Source organism: Micromonospora deserti, from assembly GCF_003236335.1.
Lineage (GTDB): Bacteria > Actinomycetota > Actinomycetes > Mycobacteriales > Micromonosporaceae > Micromonospora > Micromonospora deserti.
On record NZ_POUB01000151.1, the window covers coordinates 1 to 14696 of the forward strand.

Here is a 14696-nt window from a genome sequence, read left to right on the forward strand (position 1 = left end):
GGCCCGCCCCCAGCGGCTCCGGCCGTGCCTCGTCGTCCACCGGGTCTGATCCCGGTCAGGCGTTGGCAGCGGGGACGGGGGCGGCGGGGCGGTCGCGTCCGCCGGGATCGGTGGTGCGCTCGCCGGTGCGGTCGAGCAGCCGCATGACCGGGGTTGCCGCGATGCCGTGCACCACCACCGAAACGATCACCACCAGGCCGACCGTGGCCCAGACCAGATCCGCCTGCGGGAAGTCGGCCTCGGTGGTGGCGTACGCGAGGTAGAAGAGCGAGCCGACGCCGCGGATGCCGAACAGCGCGATCACCCAGTGCTCGGCCGGCCGGCCGGGCGCGCCGCGCAGCGACAGCCAGCCGAACAGCGGCCGCACCAGGACGACCAGCGCCAGCCCGACCAGGGCGGCCGGCCAGGTCAGCGGCGCGAGCAGGCCGCCGACCACTGCACCGCCGAGGAGGAGCAGCAGCAGCACCGTGAGCAGCCGCTCGATCTGCTCGGCGAAGTCGTGCAGCACGGTGTGGAACTCGTGGGTGCGTTCCGCGGCCCGGATCGCCCGAGCGGCCACGAAAACCGCCAGGAACCCGTACCCGCCCACCACCTCGACCAGCCCGTACGCCAGGAACGTCGCGGCCAGCGCGAGGAAGCCCTCGGCGTGCCGGGCCAGCCGCAGCTCACTCGGGGCGCGGAAGAAGAGCCTGCCGAGCAGCCAGCCGATCAGCCACCCGCCGAGCGCCCCGACGCCGACCTTGTAGAGCACGTCCACGGTGAGCCAGCGCCCGAGCCAGTCGGCCGGGGCCAGGCTGGTGGTGGCGATGGCGATCGCCGCGTACACGAACGGGAAGGCCAGTCCGTCGTTGAGCCCCGCCTCGCTGGTCAGGGCGAACCGGACCTCGTCCTCGGAGTCCTCCACGTCGGTGGGCTCGCCGACCTGCACGTCGGAGGCGAGCACCGGGTCGGTGGGAGCGAGAGCGGCGCCCAGCAGCAGCGCGGTGGCCGGTACCAGCCCGGCCCACCACCAGCCGAGCAGCGCCACCGCCGCGATGCACAGCGGCATCGCGATCGTCAGCAACCGCCAGGTCGACGACCAGCGGGCCCAGCTCCACGGCCGATCGATCTTCAAGCCGGCACCCATCAACGCCACGACCACGCCGATCTCGGTGAGGTGGGTCGCGATCTCCGGGTGGGCGAGCGGGTCGGGGCTCGACAGGCCGGTGGGAAGCAGGAAGATCAGCATGCCGAGGCCGAGGAAGGCGATCGGCATGGAGAGCGGACGGCGTTCGAGCACCCGGGGGAGGATCCCGGCCAGTAACGCACCCAGACCTACCACCGCGAACGCGACGTCCACCGGCTGCACCGCACCACCTCTCCGCCTCGCCCGCGGTGTGCGGGCAGGCGGTGACAGACAATGCCCCGTACGGCCCCGCCCTATTCCTGGGCGGTTCGGCGGCGACGGGTGACGGTCACCTCGGTGCGGCGATCGGGGAGTGGGCCAGGGCGTCCAGCAGCTCCGCCGGGTCGTCGTAGACGGCCACCGCCCCCGCGCCGGCCAGCTCGCCGCGGCTGGTGCCGCCGCAGGTCAGCCCGACACAGGGGATGTCGAGTCTGCCGGCGGCGGCGACGTCCCAGACCGAGTCACCGACGAAGACCACCCGGGCGGCGTCCAGGCCGGACTGCTCCAGCGCCGCGACCAGAATGTCCGGGGACGGCTTGCTCTCCTGCGCGGCCGCCGAGCTGGTGATCGTGTCGATCACGTCGTCCGCGGCCAGCGCCCGGCGAAGCGCACCGACCTCGTGTTCGGCGGCCGAGGTGGCCAGTACCACCCGCAGCCCCCGCTCGGCGCAGGCCCGCAACAGGTCGGCGGCGCGGGGGAGCGGGGACAGCCGCTCCCAGTACTCCCCGTAGAGGGTGTCGTGGGCGTCCCGCAGCTTCCGGTCGGCGCTGCGGTCGCGTTCCGGGCCGAGCAGGTGGTCGAGCAGCTTGTCCGAGCCCATCCCGATGGCCCGGTGGATCGTCGCCATCGGCACCGGCTGATCAGCCTGGCGCAGCGCCTCCCACCAGCTCACCGTGTGCAGGTAGGTGGTGTCGACCAGGGTGCCGTCCACGTCGAAGAGGACGCCGGCGGGACTGTCGGTAGGCATGGTCCTCCCTCTACCCGGTCCGCCCCGGGCTGACGCCACCGCTCACCCCGGCGGGATAAGGATCTCGAACCAGACCGTCGAGCCCCGTACCGTCGGATCCGTCCCCCAGGCGTCGGTCAGCTCCTCGATCAGCCCGAGCCCGCGGCCCCGGCTGCTCAGCGTGTCGGTCTGGGCCCGGGTGACCGTGCCCCGGGTGCCCGAGTCGGCGACCGAGACCAGCAGCCGCTCCGGGCTGAGGTCGATCTCCACCCGGGCGGCGGTGCCGGCGTGCAGCAGCGCGTTGGTGGTCAGCTCGCTGGTGCAGAGCACGGCCGCACCCATGATCGACTCTGGCACCCGCCACTGGGTGAGCTGCCCGGTCATCCAGCGTCGCACCCGGCTCGGTGCGGTCGGCTCGGCCGGCACCTCCATGCTCGCCGACCGGCTCGGCCGCAGCGCGTGCTCCACCGCGAGGACCGCGACATCGTCCTCGGTCGCGCCGCCCACGGCGGCGGTGGCCACCGAGCACAGCGCCCTCGGGTCGCCGCTGCCGGCCCCGGCGACGGCGTCGAGCAGCGTCTCCAGGCCGGCTGCGAGCCCCTGCTGGCGGCGCTCCACCACGCCGTCGCTGAACAGCAGCAGGGTGTCGCCCGGATCGAAGCGGACGCTGGTCGTGGTCGGCCGGCAGCCCAATCCCAGCGGGGCGCCGCCGGGCACGTCGAGGTACTCGGCCAGGACCCGCCCCTCTGGGGTGCCCCGGCGGATCAGTGGCGCCGGGTGCCCGGCGCTGGCCAGGGTCAGCCGGTGCCGGTCGGCGTCGATCACCCCGAAGACCACGGTGACGAACAGCTCGTGCGTGCCGGCCTCGGCGCCGAGGCTGGTGACCAGCCGGTCGAGCCCGGCGAGCACCGTGTCGGGCCCCGGGTCGCTCAGCGCCAGGGCCCGCAGCGCGGCCCGGACCTGGCCCATCCGGGCGGCGGCCTGAACGTCGTGCCCCGCCACGTCGCCGAGCACCACGCCGAGCCCGCCGTCGGGCAGCAGGAAGGCGTCGTAGAAGTCCCCGCCCGCGGCGTTGCCGTCGACGCCCGGGTCGTACCGGGCGGCGATGCGCAGCCGGGGCACGTCCGGCAGGTGCTCCGGCAGCATGCTGCGTTGCAGCAGCTGGGCGGTGCCGTGCTGGGTCTCGAACCGGCGGGCCCGTTCGGCGGCCTGGCCGATCAGCTCGGCGGAGGCCGCCAGCAGCGCCCGTTCGGCGGCCGACCAGGCGTGCGGGATCTGGTAGCCGACGGCCAGGGCGCCCCGGACCACCGCGGCGCGCAGCGGCACCGCCGTCAGCGCGCGGATCTTCTGGTCGTGCCGGTCCACCGCGGTCTCCCGCAGCGGCTGGCCGTCGTCGGTGACGTGCGGCAGGCCGCTGCGGGCCGCGACCACCAGCGGGTCCGCCCAGTCGGGCGGCGTACGCCGCCACAGCGGCGGCAGGCGCTCGTCCGCCTCGTCCGTCAGCTCGCCGCGGACGCGCCGGACCGTCCGCCAGCCGCCGCCGCCCTCGTCGACGGCGAAGGCGACCCGGTCGGCGTCGAACGAGGTGATCGCGTACCGCAGCGCCACCCGGGCCACGTCGTCGAGGGTGAGCGTCCCGGCGAGCGCGGCCGCGAAGTCGCCGAGGCTCTGCAACTGCTGGGTGACCTGGCTGGTCTCGGCCGCCACGGCGAGCACCCCGACGGTGCGCCCGGCACCGTCGCGGACCGGGGAGTAGCCCCGGGTGAAGACCGCGTGCTCGACCGCGCCGGAGCGGCGGTGCAACGGGAACGTGCTCTCCTTCTCCAGGAAGGGCTCGCCGGAGCGGTAGGTGTGCGCGATCGCGTCGCCGACGCCGGGCGTCCGCCAGATCTCCGGGAACACCTCCGCGGCGGGCCGGCCGAGCGCCTCCGGGTGCTTGTCGCCGAGCAGTTCGGCGTAGCCGTCGTTGTAGAGCAGCAGGAAGCCCTCGCCCAGGGCGAGGGCCATCGGCACCGGCGAGGCGAGGATCAGTTCTGCCGCCGCCCGGACCGCCGGATCCCAGGACCGCCACGGGCCGAGCGGGGTGCCGGCCCAGTCGTGGCCGAGGACGGCGGCAGCGGCGCCCGAGGCCGCGGGTGCGCCGGAAACCGGGGCTGGTGGCGTGGGGACCCGTCCGACCGTTCCAGGCATGAGCGCAGCCTAGCCCGACTCTCCGCGACAGCTCCCGATCATGTTGGGCGCGTCGGCGCCGACCCTGTTCGGGCAGGTCAGGGTCGGTTTGCAGTGGCATGTCGGGAAAAACGTGGGCACCGGTACGGCGTGCGACAGCGGCGACCGGGTAAGCGCGCGGCGCAGTCCATGCGACAGGAGGGACATCATGCCGGAAACCCTTGCGGTCGGGCAGGTCGACATCGGCGGCGCCGTGGCCGACATGTGGAGATCGGTGCTGCTGTTCATACCGAGGGCCATCGCGTTCATCGCGATCCTCGTGGTCGGATGGCTCATCGCCAGAGCCGTCCTCAAGATCGTGGACGCGGTACTGGAACGGGTGAACTTCGACCGGGCGGTCGAGCGGGGCGGGATCAAGCGCGCGCTGGAACGGACGAAGTACGACGCCAGCGACATCCTGGCGAAGCTGGCGTACTACGCGGTGCTGCTGTTCACCCTGCAGTTCGCCTTCGGGGTGTGGGGGCCCAACGCCATCAGTGACCTGATCAGCGGCGTGGTCGCCTGGCTGCCGCGCGCCTTCGTGGCGATCATCATCGTGGTGGTGGCCGCCGCGATCGCCAACGCTGTCCGGGATCTGGTGACCGGGGCGCTGGGCGGGCTCGCGTACGGCCGGATCCTCGCCGACCTGACAGCGGTCTTCATCCTCGCGCTGGGTGTGATCGCCGCGCTGAACCAGGTGGGCATCGCCACCACGGTGACCACCCCGGTGCTGATCGCGGTGCTCGCCACGGTGGCCGGCATCCTGATCATCGGCGTCGGTGGCGGTCTGGTGAAGCCGATGCAGAACCGCTGGGACCGCTGGCTGGACCGGATGGCCGAGGAGTCGCGGGCGGTGCAGGAGCACCGGCGGGCGCAGGCGGCCGGTCGCGGCGACGTCGAGCGGCAGATGGCCGACCGGGCCGGGGCCGAGCGCGCCCAGGCCGAGTCGCGGGAGCAGGCCTCGATGGCCGGCGGGCGCGGCACGTACCAGTCGGGCAGCGCGAGCGACGAGACCCAGCAGTTCCGCCGCTGAGCCGGCCGGAGCGGCACCGCCGGGAGGATGTCCGCGGACCGCGGGCGCCCTCCCGGCGCCGCGGCTACCTGGGCCGTCGCCCGCGGCAGCGACGTCAACTCCGGCCGCCCGCCCGAGCGGGCACATCCGCCGGGCCGCGCGCCACCCGGCGCGGCGGTCAGAGCGGCGGGAGCGGGGCGGGCCCGGGGGCGTCCAGCGAGCGGACCAGCGCGCAGACCGCGACCAGCCGGGTGAGCAGCCATTCGGGCGTCGACCAGTCCACCGGGCCGGCCGGCGCCTGCCAGCCGTTCTCCAGCGCGGCCGCGCGTATCCCCTCGGCGTAGCCGGCGAGCGCGGCGGCGCTCAGCGGCCGCCGGTCACCGTCGAGGCTCTCCCGAACCGCGGCGGCGTGCTGGTCGACCAGGGCGAGCAGCCCCGGCCGCGCGGCAGCCGCGGCCAGCCCCTCGGCGCCGACGGCGGCGGTGAGCAGGCTGAGGGTGGACCGCGCCGAGCCGGCGGCGGAACGGGCGTCGACCCGGTTGAACGGCACACGCATGGGGACCGAGGCTAACTGTTCGACCGTCGGGCCGGCCTCGGCCGCTCGGCGGGTACCGGGTCGTCGACCGGTCGGAGCGGGCCCTCCCGAGGGATGGAATCGGCCGATCGGCGCGAGCACACCGTGGAGGAGCGGATGGCGCAGCATGTGGACCGACCGGACGAACGGCACCGCCGGCCCGCCGGGGTCAGCGACGGCACGGTGGCCGCGCTGGGCAAGCTCAGCGAGGCGCTGGAGTGCGTCGAGCGGGTCCGCGGCCACCTGTACTCGCTGCACCAGTTGGTCGGGCACGCCGACCTGATGCTCGACGACGCGGTGGCGATGTTCCGCGCCGCCGGCCACGACGCGATCGCCGACCGGATCGCCACCGACCTGCTCGGCCGCAACGTCATCGCCGGCCGCTGGACGTTCCAGATCGTCGAGGACTTCGACGACGGCTACTACGCCCTCTTCCGTGAGCTGGACCGGCGGGCCCGCGAGGAGCTGGTCGGCGGTCGCCGGCACCTCTACGAGGCGGAGATGAAGGAGCGGCGGCGGACCCGGGGCCGGCCGGGCCACGAGGCGGGCCCCGGTGTTACCGGCTAGTCGCGGGAGCGGGCCTCGGCGGGGCGACGCCGCGCCGCGTCGTCCGCGATGATCACGGTCGCCACCATCAGCGCGACGCAGAGGCTGAACAGCCAGGATCCGTCGGAGACCAGCTTGGCCGAGACCGGGGCCTGGACCGCGGCGAGCAGGAAGCCGAGCCAGGCCAGGCGACGCTGACGCGTGGAGAGGATGCCGGAACCCTGATGCATCCCGAAAGTCTTGCGCGTGGCACGGCAGCTGCCGTCAGCCGAACGGCCGATTCTGGCTGAGCTGTCCGCTTTCCCGACCGCACGGACCGTAGCTCGGCCAGCCTCCGCCCGGGTCCGGCCGCCCGGCCAGATCACCGGCACGCTACCCGGGTCACCGGCGGAAGCCGCGGGGTCGCTCACATGGTGTCGGGGCCGGTCCGCCCCGTGGTGGAGGGTCGGTAGCTCCGCTCCGGGTCTGTCGGCTCCCGGCCCGCGCCGGCGGCCTGCCCGCCGCGGTCCGCCGCCTCCGGCCCGTGCCCGAACGCGGCCTCCTCGCCGGCGTCATTGCCCGTCACGTCGTCGGTCTGCCCGTCCAGGGTCGACCGCGCCACCGCCCGGTCCAGTTCCCGCAACGGGGTCCGTTCCTCGTCGCGCCACACCTTGTCGTCGTCTGTCATGACCCTCGCCGTACCCGGGCCGGCCGGGCGCAAACGGCGGCCCGGACGCGGCGATGGCCGCCGGGGACGGGCGGCCATCGGGTGTCGTGTCCGGGGGGAGGGGTCAGGGCTGCGGCCGGTCGACCTTGCCGCGCCAGGCGCCGGTCTCCTGACCGCGCCGCTCGATGAACTGCTTGAACCGTTCCAGGTCACCCTTGGCGCGTCGGTCGACGATGCCCAGCCTGTCACCGGCCCGCTCGACCACGCCGTGCGGCTCGAACTCCAGCTGCAGGCTGACCCGGGTGGTCGACGGGTCCAGCCGGTGGAAGGTCACCACGCCGGCCTGCTCGGTACCGCCGGTCGAGCGCCAGGCGACCCGCTCGTCGGGGAGCTGCTCGGTGATCTCGGCGTCGAACTCGCGCTTCACCCCCGCGATCTCCACCGTCCAGTGGGTCATCGTGTCGGAGAGTTGCCGGACCTCCCGTACCCCCTCCATGAAGTGCGGGAACTCCTCGAACTGGGTCCACTGGTCGTAGGCGGTCCGGATCGGGACGGCGACGTCCACGTGTTCGATCACGCCACTCATCAGGTCTCCTCCTTCATCCGCCGGTGTCGGCCCGGATCGTGCGACGATCCGGTCACCAGCGGGTCGTCTCGTTCTTGTTGCCGAGCGCGGCCCACACCTCGGAGACCGTCTGGTACCGGGTGCCCTCCGGCAGCCGCTCCAGCTCGGCGACGATGTCGTCCGGCGCGTCGTTGTCCCGCGCGTTGGCGATCAGCGCCGAGCGGTCGCCGGGCAGGGCCGACATGGTGATGAACCGGCCCAGCCGGCTGCGCTGTTCGACGTCCTGGGAGCTCATCCCCTTGGGTGCCCCGCTGCGCAGTTCGCCGGCCGGTGCCGTCGTCGGCTCCGGCTGGTCCTCGCCCGCCGGCTCCGGCACACGGGACTCGTCGACCCGCGAGCCGCCGGTCCCCGGCCCCTGCACGAGGCCGCTGACCTCCTGGCTCATCTGCTCGTCGAGCCTCGGTCCGTGCTTGCTGTTGACACGTTCCATGCCTTCTGCGCTACCCGGTGGCACCGGCGGTAAACCCGGCAAGCGGTCACGTACCGGCCGGCGCCCTGGGTGGCAGGACCGGCTCGTCGGCGTCCGGCACATCCGACCTGGCCCCGCCGGTACCCCAGGCCGGAAATCGACAAACCCGGCCCCGGTTTGCCGGGCGGCCGTCCGGGAACGGTCAACGGGGAACCTGTCGACATGGAGGAGGACGAGATGCCCGGGCGCGAGGTACTGCCCAGCACGCTGCGGCGCTCCCCGCCGAAGGCGCAGCGAACCTGGGAGAAGACACACGACTCGGCGGTGCAGACCTACGGCGAGGGGGAGCGGGCGCACCGCTCCGCCTTCGCGGCGGTCAAGCACGAGTTCGAGAAGGTGGGCGACCACTGGGAGCCCAAGGGCCGCAAGGGTCCGAGCGACCGCCAGGCGGCCGGCGGCGGCCCGCAGCGGCGGGCACCCACGGCCGGCGGCGTGGACGCCAACGCCCCCAAGGAGCACCTGATGAAGGTGGCCCGCAAGCTCGACGTGCCCGGCCGGTCGAAGATGACCAAGCCGGAACTGGTCAAGGCGATCGAAAAGGCGAACAACCGCCAGACCGCCAAGGCCCGGGAAACCGCCAAGGCGCGCGGCCGCTGACGCCGCCCCGGCGTACGCGGAGGGTGGCTGTCCGATCCGGACAGCCACCCTCCGCCGTGCTCACCAGTGGCCGCCGCCCGGGGCCTCGATGTGTACCGCCTTGGTGGCGGTGAACTCGTCCAGCAGCTCCGGGCCGTACCCGAAGCCGTGACCGCTGCCGCGGCGCGGGTGCGCGGCACCGCCCGGCGCCCCGCCGAACACCGCGTTGACCTTCACCGTGCCGACCGGCAGCTCCCGCCAGGCGCGGTGGGCGTGGCTCATCGACCCGGTCAGCACCGTCGCGGCCAGCCCGTACGGCGAGTCCGCGGCGCAGCGCAGCGCCTCCGAGAACGAGTCGACCACCACCACCGGGGCGACCGGCCCGAACGTCTCCTCGCGCACCAGGGGCGTGTCGTGCCGGCAGTCGGTGAGCACGGTCGCCGGGTAGAACGACCCCGGGCCGTCCGGCAGGCCCCCGCCGGTGCGGATCCGGGCGCCCTCCGCCACCGCCGCGGTCACCTGCCCGTGCACGTGGTCGCGGTGCCGCCGGTCGACCAGCGGCCCCAACTCCGTGGCCGGATCGCCGCCCGGGCCCATCCGCAGCGCCTCGGCCCGCTCGACCAGGGCGTCGACGAAGTCCTCGGCCACGTCGCGGTGCACGTAGATCCGCTCCACCGCGACGCAGATCTGCCCGGCGTTGGCGAACGCCCCGATCGCGGCCTGCCCGGCCGCCCAGACCGGGTCGACGTCGGCGTCGATGATCAGCGGGTCGCTGCCGCCGTTCTCCAGCAGCACCTTCGCCCCGCTACGCGCGGCGGCGGCGGCGATGGCCCGCCCGGTGCCGGTCGAGCCGACGTGGGCGACCACGTCCACCGTCTGCGCGGCGAGTGCCGCACCCACCTCCGGGCCCCCGGTCAGCAGCGACAGCACCCCGGCCGGCAGTGCCGAGTCGAGCGCCCTGGCCAGCAGCCAGCCGGTGGCCGGTGCCCGTTCGCTCGGCTTGTAGAGCACCACGTTGCCGGTGACCAGGGCCGCGCCGAGCAGCCCGCAGGAGACCGCCACCGGGTCGTTCCACGGGGTGATCGCGGCGACCACGCCGCGCGGCTGCGGCACCATGAAGTCGAGCGCGTGGTGGGCGCCGTGCAGCGTCCGCCCACCGCGCACCGGGGCCAGTTCGGCGTACTGCCGCAGGGTGCCGATCCCCGCCTCGACGCCGCCACGCGCGTCCGCCAGAGGCTTGCCCATCTCGGCCGTGGTGGCCCGGGCCAGCTCGTCAGCCACCGCCGCCACCGCGTCCGCCGCCTGATGCAGCACCGCCGCCCGCTCCGCCGGGGCGGTTACCGCCCACTCCGCCGCGGCGCCGCGCGCCGCCTCCACCGCCTTGCCGACCTCGTCGGCCGTCGCGACCGGCGCCGAGCTGACCGGGGAGCCGTTCGCCGGATCGTGGACGACCAGCTCACCCCCCTCACCGCCGGCGCCCCACACTCCACCGATGAGCTGCGCAACCGTGTACATGCGGCAGTGGATGCCCCGGTCCCGGCAAGCCAAACGCGTTTCGCCCGGTTGCTGCACGGGTAGCCGGCTCGGATGAGTTCGACCGGCGCGGAGAACGCGGACGCCGTCGTCGTCGGCGCCGGGCACAACGGTCTGGTCGCCGCCAACCTGCTCGCCGACGCCGGCTGGGACGTCGTGGTGCTGGAGGCGACCGGAGTGCCCGGCGGCGCGGTCCGCTCCGCCGAGGTCACCGCCCCCGGCTACCTCAGCGACCTCTACAGCTCCTTCTACCCGCTCAGCTACGCCTCGCCCGTGCTGCGCCGGCTCGGCCTGGACCGGTACGGCCTGCGCTGGCGGCACTCCCCGGACGTGCTGGCCCACCTGCTGCCCGACGGCCGGGCCGCGGTGCTGAACCGGGACCCGGCGGTCACCGCCGCCTCGCTGGAGGGGTTCGCGCCCGGCGACGGCCAGCGCTGGCGGCACGCGTACGATGCCTGGCGGCAGATCGCCGGGCCGATGATGGACACCGTCACCACACCCTTCCCACCGGTGCGCGCCGGCCTCACCCTGCTGCACCGGCTGAAGGTCGCCGGTGCGCTGCGGCTGGCCCGGCGGCTGGTGGTATCGGCCCGCAAGCTCGGCGCCGAGCTGTTCGAGGGCGAGGGCGGGCCGGTCCTGCTGGCCGGCTGCGCGCTGCACACCGACCTGTCCCCGGAGGCCGTCGGTTCCGGGGTGTACGGCTGGTTGCTGGCCATGCTCGGCCAGCAGGTCGGCTGGCCGGTGCCCGAGGGAGGCGCGCAGAAGATCACCGACGCGCTGGTGGCCAGGTTGACCGAGCGGGGCGGTCGGATCCTCTACGGGGCCCGGGTCGACCGGGTGCTGACCGCCCGCGGCCGCGCGATGGGGGTCCGCACCACCGGCGGGACGCTGTGGCGGGCCCGCCGGGCCGTGCTGGCCGACGTCCCCGCCCCCGCGCTCTACCTGGATCTGGTCGGCGCGGCGGCGCTGCCACCCCGGCTGGTAGAGGACCTGGCGCACTTCCGGTGGGACGGCTCGACGCTGAAGGTCGACTGGGCGCTGTCGGCGCCGCTGCCGTGGACCAACCCGGCGGTGGCCGGTGCCGGCACGGTGCACCTGGGCGCGGACCTGGACGGGTTGACCGGCTACGTCGCCGCGCTGGCCCGGGGCGAGATCCCCCGTGACCCGTTCCTGCTGCTGGGGCAGATGTCGGTGGCCGACCCGGGCCACTCGCCGCCGGGCACCGAGTCGCTCTGGTCGTACACCCACCTGCCGTTTCGCCGGCACTGGCGGGCGGAGGAGATCGCCGGGCACGTCGAGCGGATGGAGGCGGTGCTGGAGCAGGCCGCGCCCGGCTTCACCTCGCTCGTCGTCGGGCGGCATGTGGCGGGGCCGGCCGAGCTGGAGCAGGGTGACCCGAGCCTGGTCGGCGGCGCGATCGGCGGCGGCACTTCGGCCGCGTACCAGCAGCTGGTCCTGCGCCCGGTCCCCGGTCTGGGCCGCGCCGACACCCCGGTGGACCGGTTGTTCCTGGCCAGCGCGTCGGCCCACCCCGGCGGTGGGGTGCACGGCGCGCCCGGCGCGAACGCCGCCCGGGCCGCCCTGGCCCGTGACCGGGCCGGCACGGGGCGGGTGTATGCGGCGGCCATCGCCGCCGCGCACCGCGCCGTCTACCGCTGAGCGGCAGTGGCGACGGTGGGCGGGGCCCGAGGGCGGCGGTGGGCGGCGTCAGCGCGAGATGTGGCGGTGCTTGCTGCGCAGCCGGAACGGCATGAGCGCACTTTCGATCTTGGTGGCGGTGGTCATCTTCGACATGCCGTCGCGGCGCTCCTCGAAGCGGATCGGCACCTCCAGGATGGTGTGCCCCAGCTTGGTGGCGAGGTAGTGCATCTCCACCTGGAAGCTGTAGCCGTTGGACTGAACCCGGTCCAGCCCGATGTCGCGCAGCGCGTCCGCGCGCCAGATCTTGAAACCGGCGGTGAGGTCGCGGATGCGCACCCGCAGCAGCGTGTGCACGTAGAGGTTGGCCCAGCCGCTGAGCGCCCGGCGGTAGAGCGGCCAGTTCTCGTCCAGCTCACCGCCCGGCACGTACCGGGAGCCGATCACCACACCGGCCTGCGTGGAGAGCAGCGTGCCGAGCATGCCCGGCAGCGCCTCCGGCGGGTGGGACAGGTCGGCGTCCATCTGCGCCACGTACTCCGCGCCGCCGTCGAGCGCGCGCCCAATCCCGTCCACGTACGCCCGGCCGAGGCCCTCCTTGCCGGCCCGGTGCACGACCTCGATCCGGTCGGGGTGCTCGATGGCCAGCTTGTCCGCCACCTCGCCGGTGCCGTCGGGGGAGTTGTCGTCGGCGACGAGGATCCGCAGGCCGGGCAGCGGCAGGGCGAGGAGCCGCTCGACCAGCGCCGGGAGGTTGCCCGCCTCGTTGTAGGTGGGGACGACGACGGTCAGGCGCGCGTCCCGCCACGGCGAGGGCAACTGCACAGGTTCGATCATGTGGGACATCCTCGGTTCGCGGACAGGGCTCACTCAGAGGGTAGCCACTTGCCACATCCGGGTGGAAAAGGCACCCCTCGCCGCGGGGATCGCCGCGTATCGAGCTGGCGCGGGTTCAGCGCCGGTGGCGGGTGGCGGCGGTGACGGCGAGAGCCAGGCCGGCGAGCGCGACGCCGGAGACGGCCGGCTTGTGCGTACTGATCCAGAGGGCGGCGGAGTGTTCCCGGGCCCGGTCGGTGAAGACCCCCGCCGCGCCCCGGTCCCGGTCGTCGTCGCCCGGGCGGTCCAGATTGTCCCGCCAGGTGGTCGGGTCGACGGGGGTGTCGGTCTGCTGGCCGCCGTAGCCGTCGCGGGCCAACTTCCGGTCGAGCAGGCCGGGCAGGAGGATGTTGCCGAGCCGGGTCCGCCAGGTCGGCGCGCCCACGTTCAGCTCGCGCGGCCCGTGGTCGGCGGCCCAGACCACGGCCCGGGCGGCCAGCTCCGGGGCGAAGATCGGCGGTACCGGCTGCGGATGCCGGGGCAGCCGGGTACGCACCCAGGAGAACTGCGGCGTGTTGATCGCGGGCAGCTGCACCATCGACAGCTTCACCCCGGAACAGTCGTGCAGCAGTTCGGCGCGGAGCGATTCGGTGAAGCCCTGCATGGCGTGCTTGCTCGCGCAGTACGCCGACTGTAGCGGGATGCCCCGGTAGGCCAGCGCGGAGCCGACCTGCACGATCGTGCCCCGCCCGTGGGCCCGCATGTGCCGTAGCGCGGCGAGGGTGCCGTGCACGGTGCCCAGGTAGGTGACCTCGGTGACCCGCCGGAACTCCGGAGCGGTGATCTCCCACGTCGGAGCGAAGACCGAGACCATCGCGTTGTTGACCCAGACGTCGATCCGGCCGAACCGGTGCACCACGTCGTCGGCGGCCTGCTGCACCGCCCCGGCGTCGGCCACGTCGACCCGGTAGGTGCGGACCTCACAGGCGCCCAGTTCCCGGCAGTCGCGCTCGGCGGCGGCCAGTCCGGCCTCGCCCCGGGCAAGCAGCGCCAGCCGCGCGCCTCGGGTGGCGTACCGGCGGGCGATGGCCCGTCCCACTCCGGCGCTGGCCCCGGTCACCACCACGGTCTGCGTCATGCGCCCGCCTTCTCGCGGGTGGCGATGTCGGCCAGCCGGCGCAACGTCTCCTTGTTCCGCTGGTGCAGGACCAGGTCGTTGATCTTGTTCCGCAGCCAGCGCAGCGGCCCGCCGGTGACGTCCTCGCCGATGCGGACCCGGGTGACGCCCGGGCCGACCGGTTCGAGGGTGAAGACCACGGTCGCCTCGCCGGCCGGCCAGAGGCCGGCGCGGATCATGAGCTTGTGCGGCCGCTCGCAGCCGAGCACCTTCGAGGAGTCCTCAAGTGAGAACGGCCAGGGCCCCGCCCGGTGGTGCAGGCAGGTGCCGACCTGGGGCCAGGCGTCGTCCACGCCGCGGATGTGCACCGTGCCCACCACCCAGTCGCTGTACGTCCACCCGTCGGCGAGCACCGCCCAGATCTGTTCCGGTTCTGCCTGGATCACTTTCTCCACAATCGCCACTGGGCCCTCGTACCCCGCCGCCCCGGGAGCTAACGGAGTCGCGGGTTAGCTTCTCCGGGGTGGCGGGTAACGCCACCCCGGGCCGGCGTGTCGACGCCGCCGGCGCGGGCGACGCCGCTGCCGCGGTGACGATGATGTTTACTCCCCGGGGCGCAGGGAACCCGCCAGCTGTGCGACAGGACCAGGTGGAGCCGGATCAGCGCAGGTCAGCCCGGGTTTATGCCGGTGCTGACCGCGCCTGCTCCAGGCCCGTCCTGTTCGATGCGGTGTTGCTGGATCGGGATGGCACGTTGATTGAGGATGTGCCGTTCAACGGGGATCCGGAGAAGGTGCGGCCGGTGCCGGGGGCGCGGGTGGCGGT

Annotated in this window: 16 protein-coding genes and 1 pseudogene; 5 read left to right on the forward strand and 12 right to left on the reverse strand. The window is 74.2% G+C overall.

Features of this window, described 5'->3' with window-relative positions; genetic code table 11:
• Positions 1-55: 55 nt before the first annotated feature.
• The 3 genes from C1I99_RS20035 to C1I99_RS20045 form a co-directional block, all read right to left on the reverse strand.
• On the reverse strand, positions 56-1348 hold the full coding sequence (locus C1I99_RS20035; RefSeq protein WP_111135754.1) for a cation:proton antiporter: 1293 nt from the start codon (positions 1346-1348) through the stop codon (positions 56-58).
• 106 nt (positions 1349-1454) lie between these two features.
• Complete coding sequence (locus C1I99_RS20040; RefSeq protein WP_111135755.1) at positions 1455-2132, reverse strand: HAD family hydrolase; 678 nt, start codon at positions 2130-2132, stop codon at positions 1455-1457.
• Between the two features lie 42 nt (positions 2133-2174).
• The gene (locus C1I99_RS20045) at positions 2175-4301 is read right to left on the reverse strand and encodes an ATP-binding SpoIIE family protein phosphatase (protein WP_111135756.1); all 2127 of its coding nucleotides are present in this window, start codon (positions 4299-4301) and stop codon (positions 2175-2177) included.
• Positions 4302-4488: 187 nt separating this feature from the next.
• Here C1I99_RS20045 and C1I99_RS20050 point away from each other — a divergent pair, with 187 nt between their 5' ends.
• Complete coding sequence (locus C1I99_RS20050) at positions 4489-5352, forward strand: mechanosensitive ion channel family protein (RefSeq protein WP_111135757.1); 864 nt, start codon at positions 4489-4491, stop codon at positions 5350-5352.
• 157 nt (positions 5353-5509) lie between these two features.
• On the opposite strand, the gene C1I99_RS20055 is transcribed toward C1I99_RS20050, so the two are convergent.
• The gene (locus C1I99_RS20055) at positions 5510-5887 is read right to left on the reverse strand and encodes a DUF6401 family natural product biosynthesis protein (RefSeq protein ID WP_111135758.1); all 378 of its coding nucleotides are present in this window, start codon (positions 5885-5887) and stop codon (positions 5510-5512) included.
• A 135-nt stretch (positions 5888-6022) separates the two neighbouring features.
• On the opposite strand from C1I99_RS20055, the gene C1I99_RS20060 reads away from it, so the two are divergent.
• Positions 6023-6472: a hypothetical protein gene (locus C1I99_RS20060; protein ID WP_111135767.1), complete on the forward strand. Its 450-nt coding sequence runs from the start codon at positions 6023-6025 to the stop codon at positions 6470-6472.
• On the opposite strand, the gene C1I99_RS20065 is transcribed toward C1I99_RS20060, so the two are convergent.
• From C1I99_RS20065 to C1I99_RS20080, 4 genes are all read right to left on the reverse strand, one after another.
• Positions 6469-6681: a hypothetical protein gene (locus C1I99_RS20065; RefSeq protein ID WP_111135759.1), complete on the reverse strand. Its 213-nt coding sequence runs from the start codon at positions 6679-6681 to the stop codon at positions 6469-6471. The two genes, C1I99_RS20060 and C1I99_RS20065, sit on opposite strands and share 4 nt — an antisense overlap.
• Positions 6682-6857: 176 nt before the next feature.
• Positions 6858-7118 carry a hypothetical protein gene (locus tag C1I99_RS20070; RefSeq protein ID WP_111135760.1) on the reverse strand — a complete coding sequence of 87 codons (261 nt, stop codon included), beginning with the start codon at positions 7116-7118 and terminating at the stop codon, positions 6858-6860.
• A 103-nt stretch (positions 7119-7221) separates the two neighbouring features.
• A complete protein-coding gene (locus C1I99_RS20075; RefSeq protein ID WP_111135761.1) occupies positions 7222-7683 on the reverse strand; it encodes an SRPBCC family protein in 462 nt (153 codons plus the stop codon).
• A 52-nt stretch (positions 7684-7735) separates the two neighbouring features.
• Positions 7736-8152, reverse strand: coding sequence for a DUF2795 domain-containing protein (locus C1I99_RS20080; protein ID WP_111135762.1), 417 nt, complete (start codon positions 8150-8152; stop codon positions 7736-7738).
• Between the two features lie 216 nt (positions 8153-8368).
• On the opposite strand from C1I99_RS20080, the gene C1I99_RS20085 reads away from it, so the two are divergent.
• Positions 8369-8788 carry a ChaB family protein gene (locus tag C1I99_RS20085; RefSeq protein ID WP_111135768.1) on the forward strand — a complete coding sequence of 140 codons (420 nt, stop codon included), beginning with the start codon at positions 8369-8371 and terminating at the stop codon, positions 8786-8788.
• A 60-nt stretch (positions 8789-8848) separates the two neighbouring features.
• On the opposite strand, the gene C1I99_RS20090 is transcribed toward C1I99_RS20085, so the two are convergent.
• The gene (locus C1I99_RS20090) at positions 8849-10282 is read right to left on the reverse strand and encodes an aldehyde dehydrogenase family protein (protein ID WP_111135763.1); all 1434 of its coding nucleotides are present in this window, start codon (positions 10280-10282) and stop codon (positions 8849-8851) included.
• 72 nt (positions 10283-10354) lie between these two features.
• Here C1I99_RS20090 and C1I99_RS20095 point away from each other — a divergent pair, with 72 nt between their 5' ends.
• Positions 10355-11959 (forward strand): phytoene desaturase family protein, encoded by a 1605-nt coding sequence (locus tag C1I99_RS20095; protein ID WP_111135764.1) that lies wholly within the window; start codon positions 10355-10357, stop codon positions 11957-11959.
• A gap of 48 nt (positions 11960-12007) precedes the next feature.
• Here C1I99_RS20095 and C1I99_RS20100 read toward each other — a convergent pair whose 3' ends face one another.
• From C1I99_RS20100 to C1I99_RS20110, 3 genes are all read right to left on the reverse strand, one after another.
• Positions 12008-12775 carry a polyprenol monophosphomannose synthase gene (locus tag C1I99_RS20100; RefSeq protein WP_111135769.1) on the reverse strand — a complete coding sequence of 256 codons (768 nt, stop codon included), beginning with the start codon at positions 12773-12775 and terminating at the stop codon, positions 12008-12010.
• 115 nt (positions 12776-12890) lie between these two features.
• Entirely contained in the window at positions 12891-13892 is a 1002-nt protein-coding gene (locus C1I99_RS20105) for an SDR family oxidoreductase (protein WP_111135765.1), read from the reverse strand.
• A complete protein-coding gene (locus C1I99_RS20110; RefSeq protein ID WP_111135766.1) occupies positions 13889-14335 on the reverse strand; it encodes an SRPBCC family protein in 447 nt (148 codons plus the stop codon). The genes C1I99_RS20105 and C1I99_RS20110 overlap by 4 nt, the downstream gene beginning before the upstream one ends.
• A gap of 134 nt (positions 14336-14469) precedes the next feature.
• Between C1I99_RS20110 and C1I99_RS20115 the strand changes: the two are divergent.
• Positions 14470-14696: pseudogene (locus C1I99_RS20115) on the forward strand (hypothetical protein); the annotation flags it as partial.

Excerpts from the sequence above, each read along its gene's own strand:
- C1I99_RS20075 (WP_111135761.1), bottom strand. The coding sequence starts at position 7,683 with ATGAGTGGCGTGATCGAACACGTGGACGTCGCCGTCCCGATCCGGACC.
- C1I99_RS20065 (WP_111135759.1), bottom strand. The coding sequence starts at position 6,681 with ATGCATCAGGGTTCCGGCATCCTCTCCACGCGTCAGCGTCGCCTGGCC.
- C1I99_RS20080 (WP_111135762.1), bottom strand. The coding sequence starts at position 8,152 with ATGGAACGTGTCAACAGCAAGCACGGACCGAGGCTCGACGAGCAGATG.
- C1I99_RS20095 (WP_111135764.1), top strand. The coding sequence starts at position 10,355 with ATGAGTTCGACCGGCGCGGAGAACGCGGACGCCGTCGTCGTCGGCGCC.
- C1I99_RS20085 (WP_111135768.1), top strand. The coding sequence starts at position 8,369 with ATGCCCGGGCGCGAGGTACTGCCCAGCACGCTGCGGCGCTCCCCGCCG.
- C1I99_RS20055 (WP_111135758.1), bottom strand. The coding sequence starts at position 5,887 with ATGCGTGTGCCGTTCAACCGGGTCGACGCCCGTTCCGCCGCCGGCTCG.
- C1I99_RS20070 (WP_111135760.1), bottom strand. The coding sequence starts at position 7,118 with ATGACAGACGACGACAAGGTGTGGCGCGACGAGGAACGGACCCCGTTG.
- C1I99_RS20090 (WP_111135763.1), bottom strand. The coding sequence starts at position 10,282 with ATGTACACGGTTGCGCAGCTCATCGGTGGAGTGTGGGGCGCCGGCGGT.
- C1I99_RS20100 (WP_111135769.1), bottom strand. The coding sequence starts at position 12,775 with ATGATCGAACCTGTGCAGTTGCCCTCGCCGTGGCGGGACGCGCGCCTG.
- C1I99_RS20105 (WP_111135765.1), bottom strand. The coding sequence starts at position 13,892 with ATGACGCAGACCGTGGTGGTGACCGGGGCCAGCGCCGGAGTGGGACGG.
- C1I99_RS20050 (WP_111135757.1), top strand. The coding sequence starts at position 4,489 with ATGCCGGAAACCCTTGCGGTCGGGCAGGTCGACATCGGCGGCGCCGTG.
- C1I99_RS20040 (WP_111135755.1), bottom strand. The coding sequence starts at position 2,132 with ATGCCTACCGACAGTCCCGCCGGCGTCCTCTTCGACGTGGACGGCACC.
- C1I99_RS20060 (WP_111135767.1), top strand. The coding sequence starts at position 6,023 with ATGGCGCAGCATGTGGACCGACCGGACGAACGGCACCGCCGGCCCGCC.
- C1I99_RS20045 (WP_111135756.1), bottom strand. The coding sequence starts at position 4,301 with ATGCCTGGAACGGTCGGACGGGTCCCCACGCCACCAGCCCCGGTTTCC.